Source organism: Sulfuriroseicoccus oceanibius, assembly GCF_010681825.2.
GTDB classification, from domain to species: domain Bacteria; phylum Verrucomicrobiota; class Verrucomicrobiia; order Verrucomicrobiales; family SLCJ01; genus Sulfuriroseicoccus; species Sulfuriroseicoccus oceanibius.
In genome coordinates, this window is record NZ_CP066776.1 from 1,138,284 (window position 1) to 1,161,831 (window position 23,548).

At 58.7% G+C, this 23,548-nt stretch carries 15 protein-coding genes; 11 read left to right on the forward strand and 4 right to left on the reverse strand.

Features of this window, described 5'->3' with window-relative positions; translation table 11 throughout:
- The first annotated feature begins 14 nt into the window (after nucleotides 1–14).
- The 3 genes from ilvD (at nucleotide 15) to G3M56_RS04485 (ending at nucleotide 5,965) form a co-directional block, all read left to right on the forward strand.
- On the forward strand, nucleotides 15–1,712 hold the full coding sequence (gene ilvD / locus G3M56_RS04475) for a dihydroxy-acid dehydratase (RefSeq protein ID WP_164364559.1): 1,698 nt from the start codon (nucleotides 15–17) through the stop codon (nucleotides 1,710–1,712).
- 125 nt (nucleotides 1,713–1,837) lie between these two features.
- Entirely contained in the window at nucleotides 1,838–3,550 is a 1,713-nt protein-coding gene (locus tag G3M56_RS04480; protein ID WP_164364561.1) for a putative manganese-dependent inorganic diphosphatase, read from the forward strand.
- 93 nt (nucleotides 3,551–3,643) lie between these two features.
- Nucleotides 3,644–5,965, forward strand: coding sequence for a hypothetical protein (locus tag G3M56_RS04485; RefSeq protein WP_164364563.1), 2,322 nt, complete (start codon nucleotides 3,644–3,646; stop codon nucleotides 5,963–5,965).
- 222 nt (nucleotides 5,966–6,187) lie between these two features.
- Here the strand turns inward: G3M56_RS04485 and G3M56_RS04490 are convergent, their stop codons facing one another.
- Both G3M56_RS04490 and nadA read right to left on the reverse strand, forming a co-directional pair.
- Complete coding sequence (locus G3M56_RS04490; RefSeq protein WP_164364565.1) at nucleotides 6,188–6,907, reverse strand: 2-phosphosulfolactate phosphatase; 720 nt, start codon at nucleotides 6,905–6,907, stop codon at nucleotides 6,188–6,190.
- A 19-nt stretch (nucleotides 6,908–6,926) separates the two neighbouring features.
- Nucleotides 6,927–7,871: a quinolinate synthase NadA gene (nadA, locus tag G3M56_RS04495; RefSeq protein ID WP_164364604.1), complete on the reverse strand. Its 945-nt coding sequence runs from the start codon at nucleotides 7,869–7,871 to the stop codon at nucleotides 6,927–6,929.
- A gap of 453 nt (nucleotides 7,872–8,324) precedes the next feature.
- Here nadA and G3M56_RS04500 point away from each other — a divergent pair, with 453 nt between their 5' ends.
- Together G3M56_RS04500 and smpB are read left to right on the forward strand one after the other, a co-directional pair.
- Nucleotides 8,325–8,537: a DNA-directed RNA polymerase subunit omega gene (locus G3M56_RS04500; protein WP_164364567.1), complete on the forward strand. Its 213-nt coding sequence runs from the start codon at nucleotides 8,325–8,327 to the stop codon at nucleotides 8,535–8,537.
- A 213-nt stretch (nucleotides 8,538–8,750) separates the two neighbouring features.
- On the forward strand, nucleotides 8,751–9,206 hold the full coding sequence (smpB, locus tag G3M56_RS04505; protein WP_164364606.1) for an SsrA-binding protein SmpB: 456 nt from the start codon (nucleotides 8,751–8,753) through the stop codon (nucleotides 9,204–9,206).
- Nucleotides 9,207–9,271: 65 nt separating this feature from the next.
- On the opposite strand, the gene G3M56_RS04510 is transcribed toward smpB, so the two are convergent.
- Nucleotides 9,272–10,399 (reverse strand): glucose-6-phosphate dehydrogenase assembly protein OpcA, encoded by a 1,128-nt coding sequence (locus G3M56_RS04510; RefSeq protein WP_164364569.1) that lies wholly within the window; start codon nucleotides 10,397–10,399, stop codon nucleotides 9,272–9,274.
- 198 nt (nucleotides 10,400–10,597) lie between these two features.
- Nucleotides 10,598–12,064, reverse strand: coding sequence for an SLC13 family permease (locus G3M56_RS04515; protein WP_164364571.1), 1,467 nt, complete (start codon nucleotides 12,062–12,064; stop codon nucleotides 10,598–10,600).
- A 782-nt stretch (nucleotides 12,065–12,846) separates the two neighbouring features.
- On the opposite strand from G3M56_RS04515, the gene recD2 reads away from it, so the two are divergent.
- The 6 genes from recD2 to G3M56_RS04545 all read left to right on the forward strand — a co-directional run bounded on the left by recD2 (nucleotide 12,847) and on the right by G3M56_RS04545 (nucleotide 23,506).
- The gene (gene recD2, locus G3M56_RS04520) at nucleotides 12,847–15,033 is read left to right on the forward strand and encodes an SF1B family DNA helicase RecD2 (protein ID WP_164364573.1); all 2,187 of its coding nucleotides are present in this window, start codon (nucleotides 12,847–12,849) and stop codon (nucleotides 15,031–15,033) included.
- A gap of 336 nt (nucleotides 15,034–15,369) precedes the next feature.
- Nucleotides 15,370–17,460, forward strand: coding sequence for an elongation factor G (gene fusA, locus G3M56_RS04525; protein WP_164364575.1), 2,091 nt, complete (start codon nucleotides 15,370–15,372; stop codon nucleotides 17,458–17,460).
- A 159-nt stretch (nucleotides 17,461–17,619) separates the two neighbouring features.
- On the forward strand, nucleotides 17,620–18,156 hold the full coding sequence (locus tag G3M56_RS04530; protein WP_164364577.1) for a sigma-70 family RNA polymerase sigma factor: 537 nt from the start codon (nucleotides 17,620–17,622) through the stop codon (nucleotides 18,154–18,156).
- The gene (locus G3M56_RS04535) at nucleotides 18,153–19,694 is read left to right on the forward strand and encodes a LamG-like jellyroll fold domain-containing protein (RefSeq protein WP_164364579.1); all 1,542 of its coding nucleotides are present in this window, start codon (nucleotides 18,153–18,155) and stop codon (nucleotides 19,692–19,694) included. Before G3M56_RS04530 ends, G3M56_RS04535 begins: the two co-directional genes overlap by 4 nt.
- A gap of 72 nt (nucleotides 19,695–19,766) precedes the next feature.
- Nucleotides 19,767–22,481, forward strand: coding sequence for a sulfatase-like hydrolase/transferase (locus G3M56_RS04540; RefSeq protein WP_164364581.1), 2,715 nt, complete (start codon nucleotides 19,767–19,769; stop codon nucleotides 22,479–22,481).
- Nucleotides 22,482–22,756: 275 nt separating this feature from the next.
- On the forward strand, nucleotides 22,757–23,506 hold the full coding sequence (locus tag G3M56_RS04545; RefSeq protein ID WP_235203586.1) for a PEP-CTERM sorting domain-containing protein: 750 nt from the start codon (nucleotides 22,757–22,759) through the stop codon (nucleotides 23,504–23,506).
- Nucleotides 23,507–23,548: the final 42 nt, after the last annotated feature.

Here is a 23,548-nt window from a genome sequence, read left to right on the forward strand (position 1 = left end):
CGCCAATCCAGCTTATGTCAGATACAACCAAACGTCCTTATTCGTCGAAAGTGGTCGATGGGATCGACCGTGCCCCGAGTCGTGCCATGTTGCACGCGGTCGGCTTCCAGCGTGACGACTTTGAGAAACCAAAGATCGGTGTGGCCTCCACCTGGAGCATGGTGACTCCATGTAATATGCACATCGACGGTCTGGCCCGTGAGTCGGCCAAGGGCGTGGACGCAGCTGGCGGCAAGGGCGTGATCTTCAACACAATCACCATTTCCGATGGTATCTCGATGGGAACCGAGGGAATGAAGTATTCGCTGGTGAGCCGCGAGGTGATTGCCGACTCGATCGAGACGGTGGTCGGATGCGAGGGCATGGACGGCTACGTGGCGATCGGTGGATGTGACAAAAACATGCCGGGCTGCCTGATTGCTATGGCGCGGATGAACCGTCCATCGGTTTTCGTTTACGGCGGAACCATTCTTCCTGGCTGCAGCCACGACAACGCACAGGATCTCGACATCGTGTCGGTGTTCGAGGCTGTGGGTAAGCGCGCCAACGATGAGATCGACGATGCCCAGTTGCAGGACATCGAAGAAAAAGCCATCCCAGGCGCGGGATCTTGCGGCGGCATGTACACCGCCAACACAATGGCATCGGCGATTGAAGCACTCGGCATGAGCTTGCCAAATAGCTCGGCCCAGGCGGCGATCAGCGACGAGAAGAAGATGGACTGCTTCGATGCCGGAGCGGCCGTGATGAATTTGATCAACAAGGGGATCAAGCCACGCGACATCCTTACCCGCAAAGCATTTGAGAACGCCATCACATTGGTGATCGCGCTTGGTGGATCCACCAACGCGGTGCTGCACTTGCTGGCGATTGCCCACGCTGCGGAAGTGGAGTTGAGCATTGATGACTTTACCGAGATTGGTAAGCGCGTGCCGGTTTTGGCCGACGTGAAGCCAAGTGGTAAGTACTTCATGAACGATCTGATCAAGATCGGCGGCACATTGCCATTGCTGCGTCAGTTGCTGGATGCCGGATTGCTTCACGGCGACTGCCTGACCGTGACCGGTCGCACCATGGCGGAGAACCTGGAGAATGTGGATCCGAACTATCCGGAAGGTCAGGAGATTATCCGTCCATTCGACAACCCGGTGAAAAAGGAGAGCCACCTGGTGGTGCTGTACGGCAACCTCGCATCCGGTGGTGCCGTGGCGAAGATTTCCGGTAAGGAAGGCGAGCGCTTCGAGGGAACCGCACGCGTTTTCGACGGCGAAGAGGCAGGCATGAAGGCGATTCTCGCCGGCGAAATCAAGAAAGGCGACGTGATCGTCATCCGCTACGAGGGTCCGAAAGGCGGACCTGGTATGCGTGAGATGCTTGGGCCAACCAGCGCCGTGATGGGGCTGGGCTTGGGCAAAGAGGTGGCACTGATTACCGATGGTCGCTTCTCCGGTGGTTCCCACGGGTTCGTGGTCGGCCACGTTACGCCGGAAGCCGCAGTGGGCGGTGCGATCGGTTTGCTTCAGGACGGCGACAAGATTGTCATCGACGCGGCCAACCGTGAGATGACCGTTGACCTCAGCGATGAGGAATTGGCTGCGCGCAAAGCGGAGTGGTCCGAGCCGACTCCGAACTACACACGCGGTGTACTCGCCAAGTTTGCCAAGTTGACCTCGTCCGCATCGGAAGGTGCTGTGACTGATAAGAATCTGTAAGTTGATTCCGACGATCCCCCGCCTACACGGATTTGGTCCGTGGCAGGTGGGGGATTTTTTACTTTTCACGAGAGTGAGTGTGCGTCACGGTGCGCGCCTTGATCGTTGTTTGATTTTTACCTGCTATGTCTGCTGCAGCAATGCCACCCGGTCCCAAAGGAGGGATGTCTCCGGCGTCCACGTATGTGATTGGGCATAAGAACCCGGATACCGACGCGATTTGTGCCGCGTTGGGCTATGCGGAGTATTTGCAACGCACGGGGGATCCGTCTGCGGAGGCTGCTTGTTGTGGTGGGATCAATCCCCGAACGCAGTGGGTGTTGGAGCAGGCTGGTGCCGAGCCGCCGAAGTTGTTGATGGACGTGCGGCCTACCGCAGGGACGATTTGCCGCAAAGATACGGTGGTCGCGTACAGCAGCGAAACTTTCCTCGAGGTCTACTCGCGCATGGAGCGAGCTCAGGTGCGGGCGGTTCCGGTGGTGGATGACGACGGTCAGGTGGCCGGATTGTTGACCGCGCAAGACATGCTCGAGTTGTTGATGCACTCGACGCTCGGCGATGGCTCGCACGAGAGTGCGCGTTTGGTCGAGACCTCTCTTGATAACGTGAGCTCGACCTTGAATGCCGAGCTCCTGTGTGGTGACTACACCGATGTACTGCAGACTTTTGTGCTGACGGTGTCGGCGTCGAGTGAGGATACGGTGGAAGAGCGACTGAACCGCTTCCCGGATGGCCAGCTTTTGGTGCTGATTGGTGACCGTCCCGGGGTTCAGCGTCTGGTGATCGAGCACGGGGTGCGAGCGGTTGTTTTGACGAGTTCCGCTGAGTTGGGGGAAGGCTTGCTAGAGTTGGCAAAAGAGCGAGGTGTGGCAGTGCTGCGTTCGCCTTCTGATACAGCGACCTCCGCGCAGTTGATCCGTTGTTCGCGTCCGATTGAGTCGGCGGTACAACGTGGTGTGATGACGTATCCAGAGAAGGCTGCGTTGAACACATTCATCAAAGAGGTGCAGGCCTCGCGTCAGGTGTTGTTCCCAGTCGTTCGTGAAGGGAGCGGTACATTGGTAGGGGTGTTCTCCAAGTCGGAGTTGCTCAATCCTCCACGCCAGCGCCTGGTATTGGTGGACCACAATGAGTTTTCCCAGGCGGTGAATGGGGCGAGTGAAGCGGATATTGTCCAGGTTTTGGACCACCACCGCTTGGGCGGGAACCTGGTCTCCCGCGAGCCGATCCGTTTCATCAACGAGCCCGTGGGCTCTACGTCGACGATCATCGGGCGTATGTTCCAGCAGCAGGGGCTGACGCCAACGTCCTCGACCGCACTGTGTCTGGTGGCGGGCTTGATTTCCGATACGTTAAACCTGACGTCCCCGACGACCACCGATGTGGACCGCGAGTTGCTGCCTTGGTTGGCGGATGCTGCCGGTGTGGACGTGAACAAGTTTACGCGCGACTTCTTCGCTGCGGGCTCGATGCTCAAGAGTTGGCCTGCTGGTGAGATGGTCGGGTTGGACCGCAAGGAGTTCAACGAGCGCGGGTGGAAGATTAGTATCAGCCAGATCGAGGAGGTGGAAATTTCCGCATTCGATTCGCGTCGTGAGGAGCTGGTGTCTGCGTTGCAGAAACTGATCACAAACCGAGGTCTCGATCTGGCGACCTTGCTGGTGACCGATATCTCGCGTCACGTTAGTATTTTGCTGGTGGTAGGTAGCGATGCCGTGAGTGCGGAGATCGACTACCCGGCGATTGGGCCGGATTGTTTCCGTCTCGATGGTGTGGTGAGCCGCAAGAAGCAGTTCTTCCCATATATTAGTCGCGTGCTCGGCCGCGTGATGCGCTAGGGCATGGTTTGGACTGGTCGGGATTCTGCTAAATCCGCGGAATTCGTTAGCAGTCTTGACACGGTAGGGGCGTCTGTGAAGGGTGGGCGCACTATGAAACTATCGAGTAAGTTAACACGTGGGATCGGGGCGGTATCGGTCGCCTCGTTGATGGTCGCTTGTGGCGACAAAGAGGCGGCGAGCCCAGCGGCTCCGCCGGCGGAGAAGCAGCCAGCGGCGGAAGCCCCGGCTGGTGGTGGTGCGGCGGAAGAGGCGCCAGCTGCTGATTTGGTGGCGTCGTTGTCGCTCGAGGATCGTGCGGCGCTGATGGGGTTTGCCCAGCAGGTACACAAGGAGTACGAGGTCTACATGTCGCTGGATCTTGGTAAGATTTTGGCCGCTACCAAAGGGACACGACTTGAGCAGATGGTGAGTGCCGAGCTCGAGGGGATGCAGGACGAGGAGATGCCGCTGTGGGCGATGAAGGACGGGTTTATGGCTGCCGGTGCGGGTGTCGGCGAGCAGTTGGAGGTCTGGTACAAATTGATCAACGAGATCAACAAGGTGTCGACCTTGGCCATGCTCGAGAATGCCGCAGTGGAAGCTGGCTTGATGGATCCGGAAGATATGACGGTGATCGACCCGAGTGCCTTCATGGAAGGGATCCCAGCCCGCTTCTCGGAGAACTTTGACGAGTACATCGAGGACATTGAGAAGCTGCAGATGCCTCCGGTGATGGTGGGTATGAACCTGGGGGATTACCGTGAGGAGTTCGCCGCTGATCTGGCGATGGGGATTGAGGAGATGGGGTCGATGTTGCCGCCGTTTGTGCAGCGTTCGGATGTCCAGCGTGGCGAGGACGGCGAGTTCACCATGTTCCGATTGTTGATCGGAGATATGATCGACAAAGAGAGCTTCCGTGGATCGATGGAAGAGATCGAGCTGACGGATGCGGAGTTCGAGCGGTTCTACAAGGCGTTGTCCGAGAAGACTGTGGTCATGGCTGCCGGCTTCAAGGGCGACCACTTTGTCTTCTTCTATGGCTCTAACGAAGAGCAACTCAAGTTTGCGGAGTCCGTTGAGGAGTCCGTGGTTGCCAAGCCGGTGGCTGCCTTTGTGGATGGCTACGCGGACAAGAACGTGGTCTCCGCTACCGTGATGGATGAGGCCACACTCGCCGGTCTATTCGAAGGGGCTTACAAGAACCCACTTGAGGTCTACACCGATCCATTGCGCGAAGTGCTCGGGCGGATTGATAGCCTCGGTGACAAGCGCGACTTGGTGGCGATGCTCGACCGTATCGACGAGTTGAGTATTGCGCTGTCGGCGATGGATATCAGTGCCACCTCGGGTGTGGGCTTTGTTGAGGACGGGCTCAAGTTTGAGTTTGTCGGCGGCATGGATCAGAAGAGCTACGATACTACCAGCCCAATGACGCTCGGTGGTCTCGCGGACGGCGAGGACGTGATCATGAGCTGGGGTGCCACCATGACCAAGGACGCCTTCGACAATGGGTTCGAGCTCTACGATGTGGCGGGTGCGTTCGCTTATGCGATGACCAAGCGTTACTCCGCACTGGATGCCACGCCGGCGGAGATGAGCGAGATGTTTGATTTCGTTGACCAGGAGTTGGCGGATGATTTGCTGGTTATCTGGGATGGTGTGAAGACCCAGTGGGTTGAAGGCCTGGCGCCTGAAGGCATCATGCTGATGGACGGTGTGGGTGACATGCCGCGCTTCGCTGGCGTGCCATCCGAGATCACCGAAGAAGGGAAGATTCCACGTATGGCGATGATTTACCCTGTGGTGGACCGTGAGAAGCTCGCGGGCAGCTGGGAGTCGATCGAGCCAGCCTTGCGTCAGGTGATTGAGAAAGTGGCGGCCAAGGCCGGTCAGACTTTCACTTTGCCGGATGCATCGACCAGTGAGATCAATGGTTTGAAGATCTATTCCTATCCGGTGACTGGATTCACTAACGATGATTTGGTGCCTGCGTTGGCGGTGAGCGATGACTACTTCATCCTCGCCTCGTCGAAGAACCTGGCAGTGGATCTTGTGGAGAAGCTCAAGTCGGGTGCAGTGAAGCCAGTGGCTGGTGGCATGCGCTTTGATATGAACATGAAGGCCGTGCGTGCGATGGGGCGTGACTGGGTCGAGTTGGCCCGCAAGTACCCTGAGCAGATGGCTGGTGTTCCAGCGCTTGAGGATCTCGATGCGGATGAGCTTCAGGAAGTGCTCGACTGGATGGAGATGTTTGACGGGATGCACATGCGTACGTTTGAAGAAAACGGACGAGTGCGTTTCTCGGCCCACCTTGCGTTCAAAGACCTGCCGGAAGATGCGGTCGAGCGGATCAATGGTGATGACGAGGAAGTTCTCGACGATGAGGAGGAGGTGACCGTGGAAAAGCCGGTTGAGGTGCGCCTCGTGCCATAACCTCGGGTGATCCGAGTTTACGGAACGTTTAGCTTATGGCGGTCAGTCGATGAGGCTGGCCGCCATTTTTTTGGTGCGCTCAGATGCGCCTCGGATGAGATGTGCCGTTGGCACACGGTCGCCCCTGAGAGGGGGCGGTGACGTTTGGCCGGAAGGTGGCTGCGTGAGTCCATCGCCTGCGAGTGGGCGATGGTTGGCAGGGACTGGGAGCAATGAAGCGAGTCAGTCGAGCGGGACCAGGCGGGCGGGCTGGCCGTCATTTTGCACATCGAAGCGCAGGGCGGTCGGGTGGCTGTCGATGTTACAGCAGTGGACGAAGTCGCTTTCGGGTGACCACGGTTGGGCGGGGTCGAAGAAGCGGGCCGAGCTGTCGGCGTCGGTGAGGCGTGAGCGGACGTCGTCGGCGGTCCAGCGTGGGGCGAGGTCGGGCTCTGTCAGGCGGGCAGCCAGGTACTGAGCGCAGAGTGAGTCCTCCATGGTCGGAGCGTCTCCGGCCCAGCCGAGCGGGACGATGGTGACGTCGGTGCCGAGTTTGCGTGCGGCGATGACGGTGGCTTCCGCGTTGGCGAACGAGGTGGCCAGGATGGCGTCGACTGCGTTGCCGTTTTCCGCAACCGCCCACAAGCCGCGGGTGCCGGCGTGGGTGGTTTGGATGACGGATTTTCCGTCGAGTAAGGCGGCTGCGATCTCTGTGGGGGAGTTGCCGAAGTCGAAGCCGTGGAGCTTCTTGCCGTGGCGTTCGCCGATGAGCACGGATTCCACCGGCGCGAGTTGGTCGCGCAGTGCCAACGCATCGTCGACGTCGGCAATCGGGTGGATGTTGGTGGCGCCGCGGGCAATTGCCATCGGCGCCACCGTAAAGGCGCGGAACACATCAATCACAATCACCACGCCCGATGCTTTGGCGGCACCGGCGAGTCCGGGGAGGATGGTGATGTTCATTGGATTCCGCAGTGATCGGTTACTTGCTTTGCTCAAGCATGCGGAGCAGTGGAGCTTCGGCGCGCTTGCGCACTTCCTCGGGCATTTCCACGGTTGGGCTCAGGTTTTCCAAGCAGGCGTGGAGCTTTTCGAGGGTGTTCATTTTCATGAAGTGGCAATCGGCGCACGAGCACTTGTCCGTTGGGCCAGGGATCAGGTTCTTGTTTGGAACCTCTTTGCGCAGGCGGTGGAGCATACCGGACTCGGTGGCGACGATGATGTCGTCCTTCTCGCAGTTGCGGCAGAAGTCGATCATCTTTTCCGTCGAGCAGACTTCGTCGGCGAGGATGCGCACGGCGTACGGGCATTCCGGGTGGGCGACGACGGCGGCGTGCGGGTATTCTTCCTGGATGGTGCGGATCGAGTTGCGGGTGAACTCGACGTGGACGTAGCATGCGCCCTGCCACAGGTCCATCTTGCGGCCGGTTTGTTCCATCACCCATGAGCCGAGGTTTTGGTCAGGCACGAAGAGAATCGGGCGGTCCTGCGGGGCTTGTTCGACGATGCGCACGGCGTTGCCGGATGTGCAGATGACGTCGCAGAGAGCTTTGACGCCGGCCGAGCAGTTGATGTAGGCGATGACGTAGTAGTTCTTCTCCTTGTGGGTTTCGAGGAACTCGGCGAGTTCGTCGGCCGGGCAGGATTCTTCGAGCGAGCAGCCTGCGTCTTTGTCGGGCAGGACGACGGTCTTGCCGGGGTTGACGATTTTTGCGGTCTCCGCCATGAAGTGCACGCCGCAGAATGCGATGACGTCGGCATCAGTTTCCTTGGCTTTGTAGGCCAGTCCGAGGGAGTCGCCCACGTAGTCGGCGATGTCCTGAATTTCTGGGATCTGGTAGTTGTGGGCGAGGATGACGGCGTTTTTCTCGCGCTTCAGGCGCAGGATGTCATCCCGGAGGTCGAGTGTAGGCGTGTCGGCGGCCATGATCGGTAGTGTGCTGTCCGGCGTGGATTGTGCCGGGGATAGGAGGGCGAATCTACCAGCGCCTGCGGTGCGGCGCAACCCCTTGTCCATGATGGAATGCGTGTGGCTGGGGGCGCTGGGGTTTTCAGAGCCACAGAGGGCGCAGAGGACACGGAGTCTTTCCGCGGAGTTCGGACGCCAGTGCTTGGTTGGTTCGATAGGTGGCTTTTCATCTCGCCGGGGATTTTGTTCTTTGTGTTTCAGAGATCTCTCTCTGTGAACTCTGTGTTCTTTGCGGTTGAGAAATTGGAAAGGGCTTCGGGTGCCAGTGCGTGTGTGTGGCATTCCCCCAATTTGGAGTTTGAATTCCGCTTGATCTGTGGTAGCTGAATCATTCGCCGGTAGCGTGTTCCGCAGAATTTGCGGGCAATTGCGCGTTACCGGACTCCAGTAAGTTTTCCGTCGAGAGATTTTATGAAACCCGAATTGGTCAAAGAAGCGGCACAGGTGATCCCTGATCCACAGATTCTCATCAACGTTGTGTCGCGTCGCGTCCGTCAGCTCAACAGCGGTCGTCCGCAGCTTGTTCCATCCACAGGTGAGCGCCTCGGTATCGCTGATATCGCGTTGCTCGAAATCATTCACGGCAAGGTGACCTACGACGAGTCGATCGACCCGAACCTCTAGGCCGAAGCCAAGTAATCTACGATTCATCCGAGCGGCGAAATTAGTCGGCGCCGGAGTGGATTCTTTCATTTTCCCTGGGTCGGCGGATGTCCGGATCAGGGAAATTTTTGTATCAGGGCGGGAACGTTCTTTAGCCGTTAGGAAACCGTGGGTAAGTCGAAGAAAAAAAAGGGAGGCAAGAAGCAGCAGACCACCACTGACAGCAGCGGTGCTGTGATCGTGGAGGTTGTGCGCAACAAGAAAGCCAAGCACGACTTCGTCATCGAGGAGACGTACGAGGCTGGGATTCAGTTGGTCGGTACCGAGGTGAAGTCACTGCGCCTGGGGCGGGTGACCTTGACCGACGCCTATGCGCGGATTGAGAACGGTCAGATTTTCCTGCACGGTTGTGACATTCATCCGTACGAGATGGCGAGTTTCGAGCAGCACCGGTCCAAGCGTCCGCGTCGGTTGCTGATGCACAAGCGTGAGATTGCCAAGTTGTTTGGCCAGACCCAGATCAAAGGGAATGCCCTGGTGGCGCTGCGGATTTATTTCAAGAACCAGCGGGCCAAGGTCGAGATCGGTGTCGGTCATGGTAAGGGCCACGCCGACCGCCGCGAAGATTTGAAGAAGGCTGCGCACAAGCGCGAGGTCGACCGCGAGATCGCGCGCTTCAACCGGAAGTAGCCGGATACTAAAAAGGGCCTGTACGATGACGTACGGGCCCTTTTGGTATGGGTGTGAGCTGTGCGCTATTTGTCCGACACGCCTTCCGAGGTGGTGCCCCAGGTGATGGCTTTGCCGCGCGCGAGTTGGCGGAACATAGGGAGGATCGAGCGGTAGATGTCGTCGCGGGTGGCGCGGGCGAGCTGGATCATGACCAAGTCCGCGCAGCTGGATTTACCGATCGGCGTGAGGTCGTGGTCGCGGATGTCGGCGATGGCTGCATCGACTTGCAGATGGGTGTGCGAGTCGTCCGAGTAGGTGACTTCGATGGCGCCGTCTTCGAACTCCATGCGGAAGTGCTCGATGTTGAGCTCTCCGTTGGTGGCCTGGTTGAGTTTGAGCGTACGCTTCGAGCCGTCGGCTGCGGTGAATGTGGCGCCGTCGGCACGAGGCTCGGTGAGTGTCCATTTCAGCGACGTGGCGACCCAGGCGGCGAGGCCGAGCATGGCGCCCGGAGCCTCCAGGTTGCCGGAGATCTCCAGAGCCTGGATTTGATCGACTCGGGCGAGGAAGCGTGTGTCGTCGAAGAGCGCGATGATTGCGTTGCGGAACGGTAGCACGCGGGTCCAGTTGAGGTCGGTGATGATGAGTGCGTCTCCGCGTTCTTCAGCGGCATCGGCGAGGATGTCGAGTTCGTCGGCCAATGCGCTGCCTTTGCCCCAGCTTTTTGAGTCGACGATCAGGCGGTCGACCTGCTGGTAGAGTTTGGTGCGCCAGGCCGGCGAGTTGGAGAGGCGGCCCTGCCACCAGAAAATGAGTGGGAGGTCGCTGAGCAGGTGGGCGAGGATGATGTTGCGCATGCGGCCGAGCATGCGGCCACGGAGGCGGAAGGCGACTTGTTCCGAGCAGACGGATTGCTTTGCGCCTTGAAGGTGGCAGTGAGCGGTGACCCAGGCTTCTACGGATTGGTCTTCTTCTTCGTTGAAGTCGGCATCGACGAGAATGGCGCGGCAGGCGTTCTCCGAGGTGATCTGGCGGATCCACTCCGAGTTGCGCTCAAGCGCGTTCGGGTTTTCCGAGAAGATTGCGAAATTGATCAGTGATGCCTTGGTGTTGGCCTGATCTTCTTCCCACAACGAGCGGAGCGCTTGCTCGACGTCGGTGACGGGAACGGAGAGTCCAAGGGAGGAGGTGGCTTGAGTGGACGTGGTCATAATGATCTTGAAGCTATCTTACGATGGCTAGAGCAGCTGTCCACAGGCGGTGTTCCAAAAGAGGATCGGCGGCACCCCGTTCCGGTGAAGGAACCGAGTGCCGCCGATGTGCCGGGCGGTAAAGCCTCAGCAGAAAGGATACGCGGATGAGAGGTGTTGCGGTTGTGGTGCGACAGGTCTTTCCGCGTGATGGCTGGGTTATCCGACCAACTGGATCCAGAGAATGGCGATTGCAGGTCCGAGGACGGACATGATCAGACCAGGCACCATGAAGTCGGAGGCTTTGATCTTGCCGGTAGCGAAGGTGACCGCGTTTGGCGGGGTCGAGATCGGCAAGCACATGGCGCATGAGCAAGCGATGGCGAGTGGCACACCGACGAGGATCTGGTTCTCAGCGGCTTGTCCTGCAACGAGACCCATGGTGATTGGGAGCAAGATCGATGCGGTTGCGGTGTTGCTCATGAGGTTACTCATGATCACGCCGAGCAGCGCCATGGCGATGATGAGTCCGAGCAGCGGCCACGAGCCTGGGACTTGTTCGCCGATCCACTGGGCGAGGCCGGTTTTTTCAACCGCCACACCGAGCGACATGCCACCAGCGAGCAACAACAGCACGTCCCATGGGAGTTCGCGCATGTCTTTCGAGGTGAGGACACCGGTCACCGCGAAGGCGGCAATTGGCAGGAAGGAGACCACGGACGGCGAGTAGCCGTGCAATTTCTGGGTCATCCACATGCCGACGGTGGTGGTGAAGATGGCGATCACAAACCAACGCTGGGCCTTTTCCTTGCCGGTCATTGGGGTGTCGTCGGTGGCGACTCCTCCGGAGAGGTTGAGCTTCTCACCGTTGCTGCCTTTCTTCGACATGAACAGGAGCATGAAGAAGGCGATGGTGGCGAGGGCAAGTGCCGGCGGCAGACCGAGCTTCATCCAGCCGAGGAAGTCCGGACGGACATCTTCAGACAGGGCTTTGACGGCGATCGCGTTTGGCGGGGTGCCGATGATGGTGCCGATGCCTCCGAGGTTGGCTGCGATCGGGATGGAAAGGAGGAATGCCTTGATGAATGGGTGGCCTTTTGGCACGCGGTTCATCATTGGGGCGGCCACGGTGATCATCATGGCTGCGGTGGCTGTGTTCGACATGAACATGGAGAACACGAAGGTGACCGCCATGGCACCGGCGAGCAGCATTGCCGGGCTCTTGCCGCAGACTCCGAGGATGTGTCCTGCCATCCATTGGTCAAGCTTGGTCTTGGTCGCTGCGTGGGCGAGCACGAAGCCGCCGAGGAACAACCACATCAAGCTGGACGACCACGAGGAGACAAAGGTGGTCCACTTCTTGGCTGGGTCGATTCCTTCAGGCTGCCAGACACCGTCCGGAGCACCGAGGATGGCGATTTCCGCTGCGATCACCAGGACCGCGACCGCGAAGGCTGGAATGGCTTCGGAGATCCAGAGGAAGGCTGCGCTGACGAGGATCGCCAGGGTAGCGTGGGCTGCCTGATCGAGGCCTTCGAAGCTTGGGATGAGGTAAACAGCGGCACCCAGTGCGATGCCGATGGTGAATTTGATGATCGATTGTAGGACCGTCCGGTCCATTTGACCGAGGATACGATTGGCTTTCGCCCTTGTATCCGGTGAGCCGACAGGTTGGTTGCTAGGCATGGATTGCTGAGTTGATGATTTCGAACAGTTACGAGTGTCGGTCTGGTAATGGCTCAAACTTAAACCAGCTCGGAACCGTTACCGACCCAGCGCTCGCAACGCTTTTGTCAGCACCACCTCCGGACTCGCTTAACCTCGAGCCATCATCGACGACGACTGTCACATCGGCTAATCCGGTGTTCTCCGCGAACCGCAATTGTCCATTCGATGCAATTGCGGATTGTATGGGGCGATTTCCGCCGATTCGCCCCCGATACTTCCGTCGGATTTGTGCGGATTTTAAAATCGGGCGCGTGTTGTTCTAGCAGCGTGGTGCCTCGTTGTTCGAGTGGCTTAATGGTGGTAGGTGAGGTTGTTGGTGCTGCGAGTGTGTGGGTTGGCTGCTTGTTGTGAGGGAGTTGAGGGGAGTGGGCGCTTTTTTTGTCGAGTTAGGCGGGAAGAAGGGTGGGGCTTGAGTTCTTTGCGTCTTGGCGTCTCTGCGTGAGCATCTCGTTGGAGGGGAGGAGTGGTCGCTGCGCTCCGAGTGGGATGTCGACAGGAATGTCGACCCGCCAGCGCTGCGCGTGGTGGGGATAGTGCGGCTGCGCCGGTGGTGTGGCTGCCGAGCTCGAGCTCAGCGCTCCAGACGGCGGCTCGGAGGCGGGCGGGATGGGAGGTCCTTATCTTTTTCCTCTTCGTTATTCGTATCGGAGCGAAGCGATGGAGGTCTGTGGGTTTTTCGGTTGTCATGGGGGCGGGGATTGGAGCAGGGTCGGTAGCGATTTGATTGGTCGTGGTGATCTATGTCTAACGGAAACGAGTTTCTTCAAGGGGTGGCGGCGGTGCGCGGCGAAGTGGTGCGGGTGTCGTTCCACAACGAGGAGAATGGGTTTTCTGTGTTGCGGGTGGTGTTGGATGGTGGCGGCGGGCAAGTGACGGTGACTGGTCGTTGTCCGATGCCGCGTGCCGGCGAGAGGATGGAGGCCGACGGGGATTGGCGCGACGACCCGCAATTCGGGCGGCAGTTTTCGGCGCGGCGGATTGAGCTGCAGGAGCCGGAATCGCTTGAGGGGATGGCATCGTTCCTTGGCAGTGGCTTGGTCGATGGCGTGGGCCCCAAGCTGGCCCAGCGGATCGTGGACAAATTTGGCAAGGACGTGATGACTGTGCTCAACCGCGAGTCCAAGCGGTTGGAGGAAGTCGAGGGAGTGGGGGAGAAGCGTCGGCGTGAGATCAAGGCGGGGTGGGACGCGGCGCGCGAGTTGCGGCAGGTGATGATTTACCTTTTCTCGCAGGGGATATCCTCGGCGCGCGCGATGAAGATTTTCCAGCGCTACGGGGCGGAGACGCGCAAGGTTTTGCAGACCAACCCCTACAAGCTGGTGGATGACATTGCGGGGATTGGGTTCAAGACTGCGGATGAAATGGCGGCCAAGATCGGGGTGGAACGGGATTCGTTGTTGCGGGTTGGTGCGGGGTTGAAGCACGTGGTCAGTGATGGCGCGACCCACGGCCACGCGGCGGTGCCGGTGCCGATGTTGGTGGAGAAGACGTGCGAGTTGATCGGCGTGGGTGAGCAGGAGGTGGAGGTCGCGTTGGCTCGGGTTTGCGGCGCGGGCGAACTGGAGCAGCACGAGGTGGACGGGCAGATGATGGTTTACCAACCGGAGCTGCGGCGGGCGGAGGAGCACATCGCCGAGGTGATCCGAGAGTTGGTGCGTGATGGGGATGGCGTGCGGATCAACGAGGAAAAGGCGATGGCGTGGGTGCGCCACCACAAGGAATTTGATCTGAGCGACGGCCAGATGGAGGCGGTGCGGTTGGCGGTTTCGAGTCCGGTGTGTGTGATCACGGGCGGTCCCGGTGTGGGCAAGACGACCGTACTGCGTTCGTTGCTCGGCGTGATGGATGTGGAAGGGCTGGAGTGCAAGCTGGCGGCGCCGACCGGACGTGCGGCGCAGCGCTTGGCCGAAAGCTCGGGGATGGAGGCGCAGACGCTGCATCGCATGCTCGGCTATCGTCCGAGCGGTGGGTTCAACTTCCACCAGGGGCGCAAGCTCGAGGGGGATGTGTTTGTGGTCGACGAGGTGTCGATGGTGGATTTGCCGCTGATGCGCGCGTTTCTCGACGCCGTGCCGGACGGGGCTTCGGTGATTTTGGTGGGGGATGCGGATCAATTGCCTTCGGTCGGCCCGGGGGCGGTGCTGGGGGATCTGATTGAAAGTGGAGCGGTGCCGGTGGCTCGGCTGACCGAGGTCTTTCGTCAGGGTGAGGGGAGCCGGATTATCACAGTTTCTCACGAGGTGAACCATGGGCGGATGCCGGATCTGCAGCCGGAGAAGGGCTCTGACTGCTTTTTCCTGGAGAGAAGTTCGCCGCTCGCCACGCGGGAAACTCTGCTGCACCTGGTGGCCGAGCGTCTGCCGGCGGGGCTTGAGGTGGATCCGATCGCCGATGTGCAAGTGCTGACCCCGATGCACAAAGGGGCGTTGGGGACGGTCGAGCTCAACCGCGAACTGCAGGCGCGGCTGAACCCCCCAAGTGAGTTCAAGCCGGAGATCGAGCGTTACGGCATGACATTCCGCCGTGGCGACAAGGTGATCCAGATCCGCAACAGCTACGACAGAGGGGTGTTCAACGGCGATCTCGGGCGGGTGGCGGAGATCGAGCTGGAGTCGCACTCGGTGACCGTGCGCTTTGATGCCGGCGAAATAGCGACCTACACGCCGAACGAGCTCGACGAGCTGAGGCTGGCGTACGCGATCACCATCCACAAGTCGCAGGGCTCTGAGTTTCCGGTGGTGGTGATGCCGCTTTCCAACCAGCACTTTGTCCTGCTCGAGCGGAACCTGATCTACACCGGGCTGACGCGTGGAAGGCGTCAGGTCGTGATGCTAGGCGAGCGCAAGGCTTTGGAGATGGGGATCAGCCGCCACCAGGCGCATCAGCGCTTCGGCGGGCTGCGGGCGCTGTTGGCTGCGGAGATTTAGTGGGAGTGCGTTCGCTGGGTGGTGCCGGTCGTCTGGCGTCCGCAGTGGGGCGTTGGGGCGAATGATGGTGTGGCGGCTGTTGGGGGCGTGCTGAGCGGTGGTTGACTGGACGTGGGGCTGGGAGATCCTTGCGGGGTGGGCGCGAATTGCCTCATCGGGGGGAGGTGTGGAGGCGGGATTGATGTGAAAGGGATTGGGTTCCAGTGTGTTGAGTGAGAGGGAAATCCTCTAGCATCTTCTCACAAAATGAGTTGCGAAATCGCGATTTGCTCGTAGCGATACATTCGCCGGCTAATCATTTTTTTGCCGATAAGAACCAAGAGACCCAAACGAGAGATGAGAGATCTGTCCAAATACCGTAATATCGGCATCTTCGCCCACGTGGACGCCGGTAAGACCACGACAACCGAGCGTATCCTGAAGCTCACCGGAAAAGTTCACAAGACCGGTGAGGTGCACGACGGTGAAGCGACCACCGACTTCATGGACCAGGAAAAAGAGCGTGGTATTACCATTCAGTCGGCAGCGACCTCCTGCTTCTGGAAGGATCACCGCTTCAACATCATCGACACTCCCGGTCACGTTGACTTCACCGTGGAAGTGTACCGTTCGTTGAAAGTTCTCGACGGTGGTGTGGGTGTGTTCTGCGGATCGGGCGGCGTTGAGCCACAGTCCGAGACCAACTGGCGCTACGCCAACGAGTCGGAAGTTGCTCGTGTGATCTACGTCAACAAGCTCGACCGTACCGGTGCGGACTTCTACCGCGTGGTTGACCAGGTGAAGGAGATCCTCGGCGCGACCCCGCTGGTGATGGTTCTTCCAATTGGCATCGAGAGCGATTTCGTGGGTGTTTGCGACCTTCTTGAGCGCAAGGCTTACATCTGGGATGACTCGGGTCTTCCTGAGAACTACGAAGTCACCGACATCCCTGCCGACATGGTCGACAAGGTGGAGGAGTACCGCGAGCAGCTCATCGAGACTGCTGTTGAGCAGGACGACGACGTGATGGAGAAGTACTTGGAAGGCGAAGAGCCAACCATGGAAGAGATCAAGAAGTGCATCCGTAAGGGCACCATCAACCTCGCATTCTTCCCAACCTACTGCGGATCTTCCTTCAAGAACAAGGGTGTGCAGAACGTGCTCGACGCAGTCGTCGACTACCTTCCATCCCCGACCGAAGTTGAGCCACAGCCAGAAGTTGACGCTGAAGGTAACGAGACCGGTAAGTTCGCAATTGTGGATCCAGACGGTCCACTGCGCGCGCTTGCGTTCAAGATCATGGACGACAAGTTCGGTGCTCTGACCTTCACCCGTATCTACTCGGGTACCCTCAACAAGGGCGACACCATCCTCAACAGCTTCACCGGTAAGACCGAGCGTATCGGCCGTATCGTGGAAATGCACGCTGACGACCGCTCCGAGCTCGACCAGGCTCAGGCAGGTGACATTGTGGCTCTCGTGGGCCTCAAGAACACCCAGACCGGTCACACCCTTTGCGACAAGGACAACCCAACCACTCTCGAGCCAATGGTGTTCCCGGATCCAGTGATCTCGGTGGCCGTTGCTCCTAAGGACAAGGCAAACGCAGAGAAGATGGGTGTCGCTATCGGTAAGATGGTGGCAGAAGATCCATCGTTCCGCGTCGAGACCGACGAAGAGAGCGGTGAGACCATCCTCAAGGGCATGGGTGAGCTTCACCTCGACATTAAGGTGGACATCCTCAAGCGTACTCACAAGGTTGAGGTGGAAGTTGGTAAGCCACAGGTGGCATACCGCGAAACCATCACCAAGCCAGTCACCGACAGCTACACCCACAAGAAGCAGTCGGGTGGTTCCGGTCAGTTCGCAAAGATCGACTTCATTTACGAGCCGCTTGAGACCGGCTCCGGCATTGAGTTCGAGTCGACCGTTACCGGTGGTAACGTTCCTCGTGAATACTGGCCTGCCGTTGAGAAAGGTTTCCGCCTTTCCGTTGGCGAAGGTCCATTGGCAGGTTACCCGCTTCTCGATGTGAAGATGACCCTTACCGACGGTGGTTTCCACGCAGTGGACTCCTCGGCAGTGGCATTCGAAATCGCATCGAAGGCAGCATACCGTGCATCGATGGCCAAGGCTGGTCCACAGATCCTCGAGCCAATCATGAAGCTCGACGTGTTCACTCCGGAAGCCAACGTGGGTGACGTGATCGGTGACCTCAACCGCCGCCGCGGTATGATCAAGTCGCAGGACACCACTCCGACCGGTATCCGCATCAAGGCAGAAGCTCCGCTTTCCGAAATGTTCGGATACATCGGCGACCTTCGCACCATGACCTCGGGCCGTGGTCAGTTCTCGATGGAGTTCGAGCACTACGCAGCATGCCCACGCAACGTCTCGGAAGAGGTGATTGCCGAAGCGCAGAAGCGCAAGGAAGCTAAGAACAAGTAAGTTCTAGCGGCGAGAAACGAGAGGCCCGGCTCAAGCCGATTGAGTCTCTCGCTTCAATAGCTCAAATTAAGAGCGCCGGTTCCCTATCCTGGGAGCCGGCGCTTTTTTTTAGGAAGCTGTTCACGTTTTGGCGATGGTGTGACGTGACCCAGTGCGTTTATGTCCCCCGGTTCTGAACATCTCAGTGAATTCGTGCGCCTGCTGACCCGTCATCAGGCGGGTATTCGTGCGTTCATTGTGTCGCAGATGCCGGGTTTGCCTGGGGTTGCGGATGTGCTGCAGGATGTGAATGTGATTCTGTGGGAGAAGAAGGATAGCTTTGAATTGGGGACGAATTTCTCAGCCTGGGCGTTTAAGATCGCGCGGTTCCAAGTGCTCAACCACCGGCGCAAACTGCAGCGGCAGGGCCATGTGACGCTGAGTGATGAAATGCTCGATCAATTGGCACAGGGGATGGAGGAGACGCTTGATTCCACAGAGATGCGTCTCGAGGCGTTGGAGTTTTGTTTGAACAAGTTGCAGCTACACCATCGGGAATTGGTTGAAGAGCGCTATCTCAGTGCCAGTTCGCTGGTGGAGTATGCGCGCCGGATCAACAGGCCCGTAGGTTCATTGCGCACGACGTTGAAGCGGCTGCGGGTGTCGCTGCGCAAGTGTGTGGATTCACAAGTTTCGTTGGAGGAAAAGAGGGTATGAACCGGGAAAAGCTAGAGTCAGCCGTTTACGATCTGCTTGATGGTGTGTTGAACCAGGAGCAGGTGAACGAACTTGAGTGGGAGTTGGGGGCGAGTGAGGAGGCTCGGGAGATCTATCGTGAGGCCGTTAAGATGCATAGTGCGTTGGCTCTGCGTGGTGAGGGGCGTCGTCAGATGGGGCGGCCCGCATCAGTGGTGCCTATGGAGCGGGTGGTGCAGCGCCAGCGGCGCAAGATTGTGAGAATTGCAGCGGTGGCTGCGGCTGCGGTGATTGTGCTCGGGGCGGTGGTGATGCGGATGATCCACGTTCCTGTGGACGTCGAGCTCGCTGCGTTTGAGGTGTCGGTGGGGACTCGTTATGAGTTGGTGCATTCCAGCGGAGGCGGGCGTGTGGACGGGCTCAAGGCGGGGACAAGGATGACGATCTCGCAAGGTGTGGTGGAGCTGCAGTTTGATTCGGGCGTGCGCTCGGTGGTGCAGGCACCGGCAGATCTGACGTTGGTGGAGGAGGGGTTGGTGCGCTTGGATGAAGGGGTGGCGTGGTTCCATGTGCCCGAGGAGGCGGTTGGGTTCGAAGTGGTGGCGCGTGAGGTGACGGTGGTCGATTTGGGGACTGAATTCGGCGTGGTGACTGGGGGAGGCGTGCCGGATGAGGTGCATGTATTTAAAGGGCGTGTGGCTGCGAGCTCGCGCTGGGCTGAGGGTTCTCCGGACGTCGAACTGGTGGCGAACGAGGCATGCCGGGTTGGTGATGCGGATGAACTGGTGAGAGGGATCGCGGATGGGCGGGAATTTGCGACAAGCCTGCCAGATGGTCTGCCTTACCTTCATTGGTCATTTGATGGTGAGGATCAGCACCAGGTGGCTGGGACCTATGCGGCTGCCGCCCGACTGAAGGTGGTTGAGCAGAGAGGGGTTCGCGCCCCGTCGGTGGTGCCCGGGGTGGTGGGAAGCGGGCTGGCTTTCAATGGACAGCAGCAGGCGGTGGTGACCGATTGGCCTGGCTTGGCGGGCAACCGGGCGCGGACGGTGAGTTTCTGGGTGCGGATTCCTGAAGGATCTCCGCCGAATGGACTGGGGGGCATCGTGGGGTGGGGGGACCGTTCCCGTTACGGAGGAAAGTGGAAAGTGCTGGTAACCGGTGATGGGCGGCAGGATGAAGGTGGGCAGGTGGTGCGCGCGTCTTGGGGAGACTACTGGGTGGATAGCGACGTCGATGTGGCAGATGGCGAGTGGCATCATGTGGTGGTCACGACCACCGGTGAGTTGACTGCGACTGATGAATTGGATGTGGACGTCTATATCGATGGTCAGCGCTCGATGTTGAGATATGGCAACAAAGGGGGGCAAGGCGCACCTCCAGAGATGAGAACTGTGACCCGTTCCAAGACGTCGGTGCCTCTTGTGATGGGGGCGAGCCTTCTCCCGAATCCTCGCGATCGGGAATATTTCATTGGTGAAATTGATGAACTCTACATCCACGCCGGGCATATGGATCAGGGCGAGGTTGGGGAGTTGTTATCCGCAGGGGCGCAGTAAGTCCGCCTTTGGCAGGGGAGCCAAAAAGCATTTATGAAGGGGCATCAAATTGTACATTTACTGGCGTTGATTGTGGCTGCTGTTCTTTGGCAGCCGATTTCAGCACGCTCTGCATCCTCGGTGATCAACGTGGCTTGGAATCATACGAGCACCACAGTGACTGCTTTCGACTCTGAGCCCGACGGTGAGGTGGTGTCGGCAGGAAGCAATGGCTCGGCGTATTGGAACCAGATCCGGCAGGATGAACAGGGGGCGACGTTTGCTGATCTGGCGATGAAGTATTCCGATGGGTCGGACGCGCCCGTGACGGTGTCTGCAACCTCAGGTTACACGGGGCACAGCGGCGTTTCTTGGAGTGGCAAGGGGGATGATTTCGTGATGATGGACGGCTGGTATGGGTTCAAAGATGGTGAGAAGGTGGCAGTTTCCGGCGTGCCCGCGGAGTGGGCGGCGGATGGCTATTCCGTCGTGATTTACGGCGACTCGGACGCGGTCTCCCGAACGATGCGATACACGATCAATGGGGTGACCAAGACGATTGTCGACGCTGGCACGTTTGGAGGAACGTTTGTCGATGGGGGCAATCGGGTGGTGTTTGACGGGCTTAGCCAGACATCATTTGAGATCACGGGCAATGCGGATGGCACGCCGGGGCGATCGGCGATCAATGGTTTGCAGATCATTCGGGGTGGCCAGCAGCAAGAGCCTCAAGTGGGAGCGTTCGATGCCGACGATCTGTACGTTGGTGAGGGAGAATCGGTGGTTTTGAGTTGGCAGGTGACGGGAGCGGACTCAGTGACGATTACTCCCTGGCCGGGGGATGTGTCTTCGTTGACAGAAGGGGGAGGAGGTTCCGTCTCGGTGAGTGTGAATCAATCGACAACTTTCACCTTGGAGGCGGGCAATGCGCTGGGCTCGGTTTCCGAGAGTGTGACGGTTCACGTCGGGCCGGAGCGTCCGAATATCTTGCTCTTTTTGGTGGATGACATGGGCACGCAGGACACGTCTGAGCCGTTTCAGGTGAATGCCCAAGGGGAGGATGTGCCTACCGCACAGAATGCGTTGTACCGGACGCCGCAGATGACGCTGTTAGCAAACCAAGGGGTGAAGTTCACGAGTGCGTATGCGATGCCAGTTTGTTCGCCGACCCGATGCAGCTTGATGAACGGGCAGAACTCCGTGCGCCATCATGTGACCAACTGGACGGCTCCGCGGGTGTCTCCGGACGGAGGCGGGGAAACCGGACAGAATCATGTCACCAGCCATAACTCACCTCGTGAATGGCGCCGTGCTGGGTTGGACACTTCGAAGCCGACGTTGCCAGCGCTGCTGAGTGGTGCCGGCTACCGCAGTATTCATGTGGGCAAGGGGCATTTTGGCAACGCGACGGATCACAATGCGGATCCTTTGCTGTGTGGATTTGATGTGAACATCGGAGGTAAACAAATTGGCCAGCCTGGAAGCTATTTCGGAACGGCGAATTACGGGTCGGGCAACTTTCAGGTGCCACACTTGGAGGCCTATCACGGGACGAATACCTTTCTCACCGAGGCGCTCACGCTGGAAATGAACCGTGCGATCGAGGGCGCAGTGAACGATGGGGTGCCGTTCTTTGCCTACATGAGCCACTATGCCCTACACGCCCCGTTTCATGAGGATCCTCGTTTTGCGGGCAACTATCCATCGCTCAGTGGTAGTAACGGGGCGTATGCCACGTTGATCGAGGGGATGGACAAGTCGCTTGGAGATATCCGGGCCAAGCTTGAGCAACTCGGAGTGGCTGAGGAGACGTTGGTGATCTTTCTTTCGGACAACGGGAGCGACAACCCGATGGCCAATGCGTCGGCGCCATTGCGTGGCAAAAAAGGTCAGAAGTGGGAGGGCGGCTCGCGCGTGCCAATGATTGTTGCGTGGTCGAAGATTGATCCCAACAGCTCATTCCAGAGTCGGTTGAGTATCCCGGCAAACCGGCATGAGGACGATTTGGTGGCGGTGTTTGACCTGTTTCCAACCATTCTGAACATAGCTGGGGTGGAGTACGATCAGCAGGTCGATGGTTATGATCTGCAGGAGTATTTCAAAGGGAATGCCGGAACGCACCGACCGCAGGAGTTGTTGATCCATTTTCCGCATGACCACAATTCGGACTACTACACGTTGCTGCGAGTGGGGGAGTACAAGCTGATCTACACTTACCACACCGATACATTCGAGCTCTACAATGTGGTGTCCGATATCGGTGAAAGCGTGGATCTGGCGGCGGCTGAGCCTGAAAGGGTAATGGAGATGGCGCGCAAGATGGCGCGACAGCTTGCTGAACATGGAGCGCAGTGGCCGACCTATGAAGCATCACCAACTGATATCGATGATCCACTGGTCATGCCGCAGATCGCCGGGGTGGATGTCGATCGCGATGGGATCGCCGATAATACCGAGGATGCCAATCAGAATGGGTTGGTGGATCCAGGTGAGACGGATCCGGATAATGACAACAGTGACGGGGATAATGTGCCGGATGGCGAGGAAGCCCGGATTGGGACCGATCCATTGGATGCTTCGAGTCGGTTTGATGTGGTGCCGGTAGTGCGCGGTGACGGGCAGCTTGAATTGAATTGGCCATCAGCCGCGGGAGCGAGTTTTACCATCCGTTCCAGCGGCGATTTGATCGACTGGAGTACGGTAGTGGCAGATTCCGTGCCGGCTGCGGGCGATGGGGCGTCGGCGACGACCTACGTGGTGGCTGGTAGCGAGGCTGACAGGGTGTTCTACCGTGTTGAGCTGGATTGATTTGAAATGAAGGCGGAGTCCTCTGCTGCCGCGTGGTGTTGCAGAGATCACTTTGCGCCGGTTCTCGGATGAGAGGGCTGGCGCTTTTTTGTGAGGAGGGGAGGAGCGAGAAAAGTGATAACGTTTATTGCCGGGGAGACGTCACGCTGCGCCAGCATGTCCTCTTCCCCTGGGTATCAGTGAGAAATTGCCGTCGTTCCGACCGTGGGTCGGGCGGTGCAAGGAGGAGGCGGTTGGTAGATTCCATTAACGAAAACACTAACTGATACAAATATATGAAAAAAACTCCATTCCTCGTAGGAGCTGCGTTGGCTGTCTCTTTGGCCGGTGCAAGCGCTGTAACCACCGTGATCGACTTCGGGCTTGCAGGTACGACTTCGTTTCCAGTGACTGTTAACCAGTTCGCCGAGAGCAATGCCTCAAACTCCGTGAATAACCTGACACTCAATACGATCGCCGGTGTGGACAGCGGAATCCGCTTTTCGACCAGCGATGTCTGGAGCGCGGGCGCTGGCGGTTCGTTCAGCCCGGCGGGATCCGGCAGCTATGATGGTGGAAGTTCCGTTGTGGATGGCTGGATCAGCAACGAGCAGGCTGCATATGGCGACATTTGGCAAGGCTTGGTCAATGCGACGAATCCTCTCACCACCGGCCAAGCTCTGACCATGACATTCTCTGGTCTTGAGGCGAATACAGAGTACACATTCAAGTTGTTGAGTGCTCGGGCGAATGCCTATGGCACAGGCTTCGACGGAACCTACTCCATGACTTATGGCGTGGACTCCCTCGCGGGTGGCGGATCGCATGACATGGGTGGTTCTGGCGCGGGGCTCAATGCGACTGAATACACTTGGACATTCACCACCGGAGATACAGCTGAGAATGCGGTGATTGATTTGTCCGGATCGTGGAACCTGAACGCGGTGACCATTGATTCTGTGGCGGTGGCTGCGGTGCCCGAGCCGTCTTCAACTGCTCTTCTTGGTGTGAGTGGTCTTGCGTTGATCTTGCGCCGTCGGCGTTAGGTGATGTTGCTTCCCGGTTTGGTCTAGGATATCCGGGGAGCT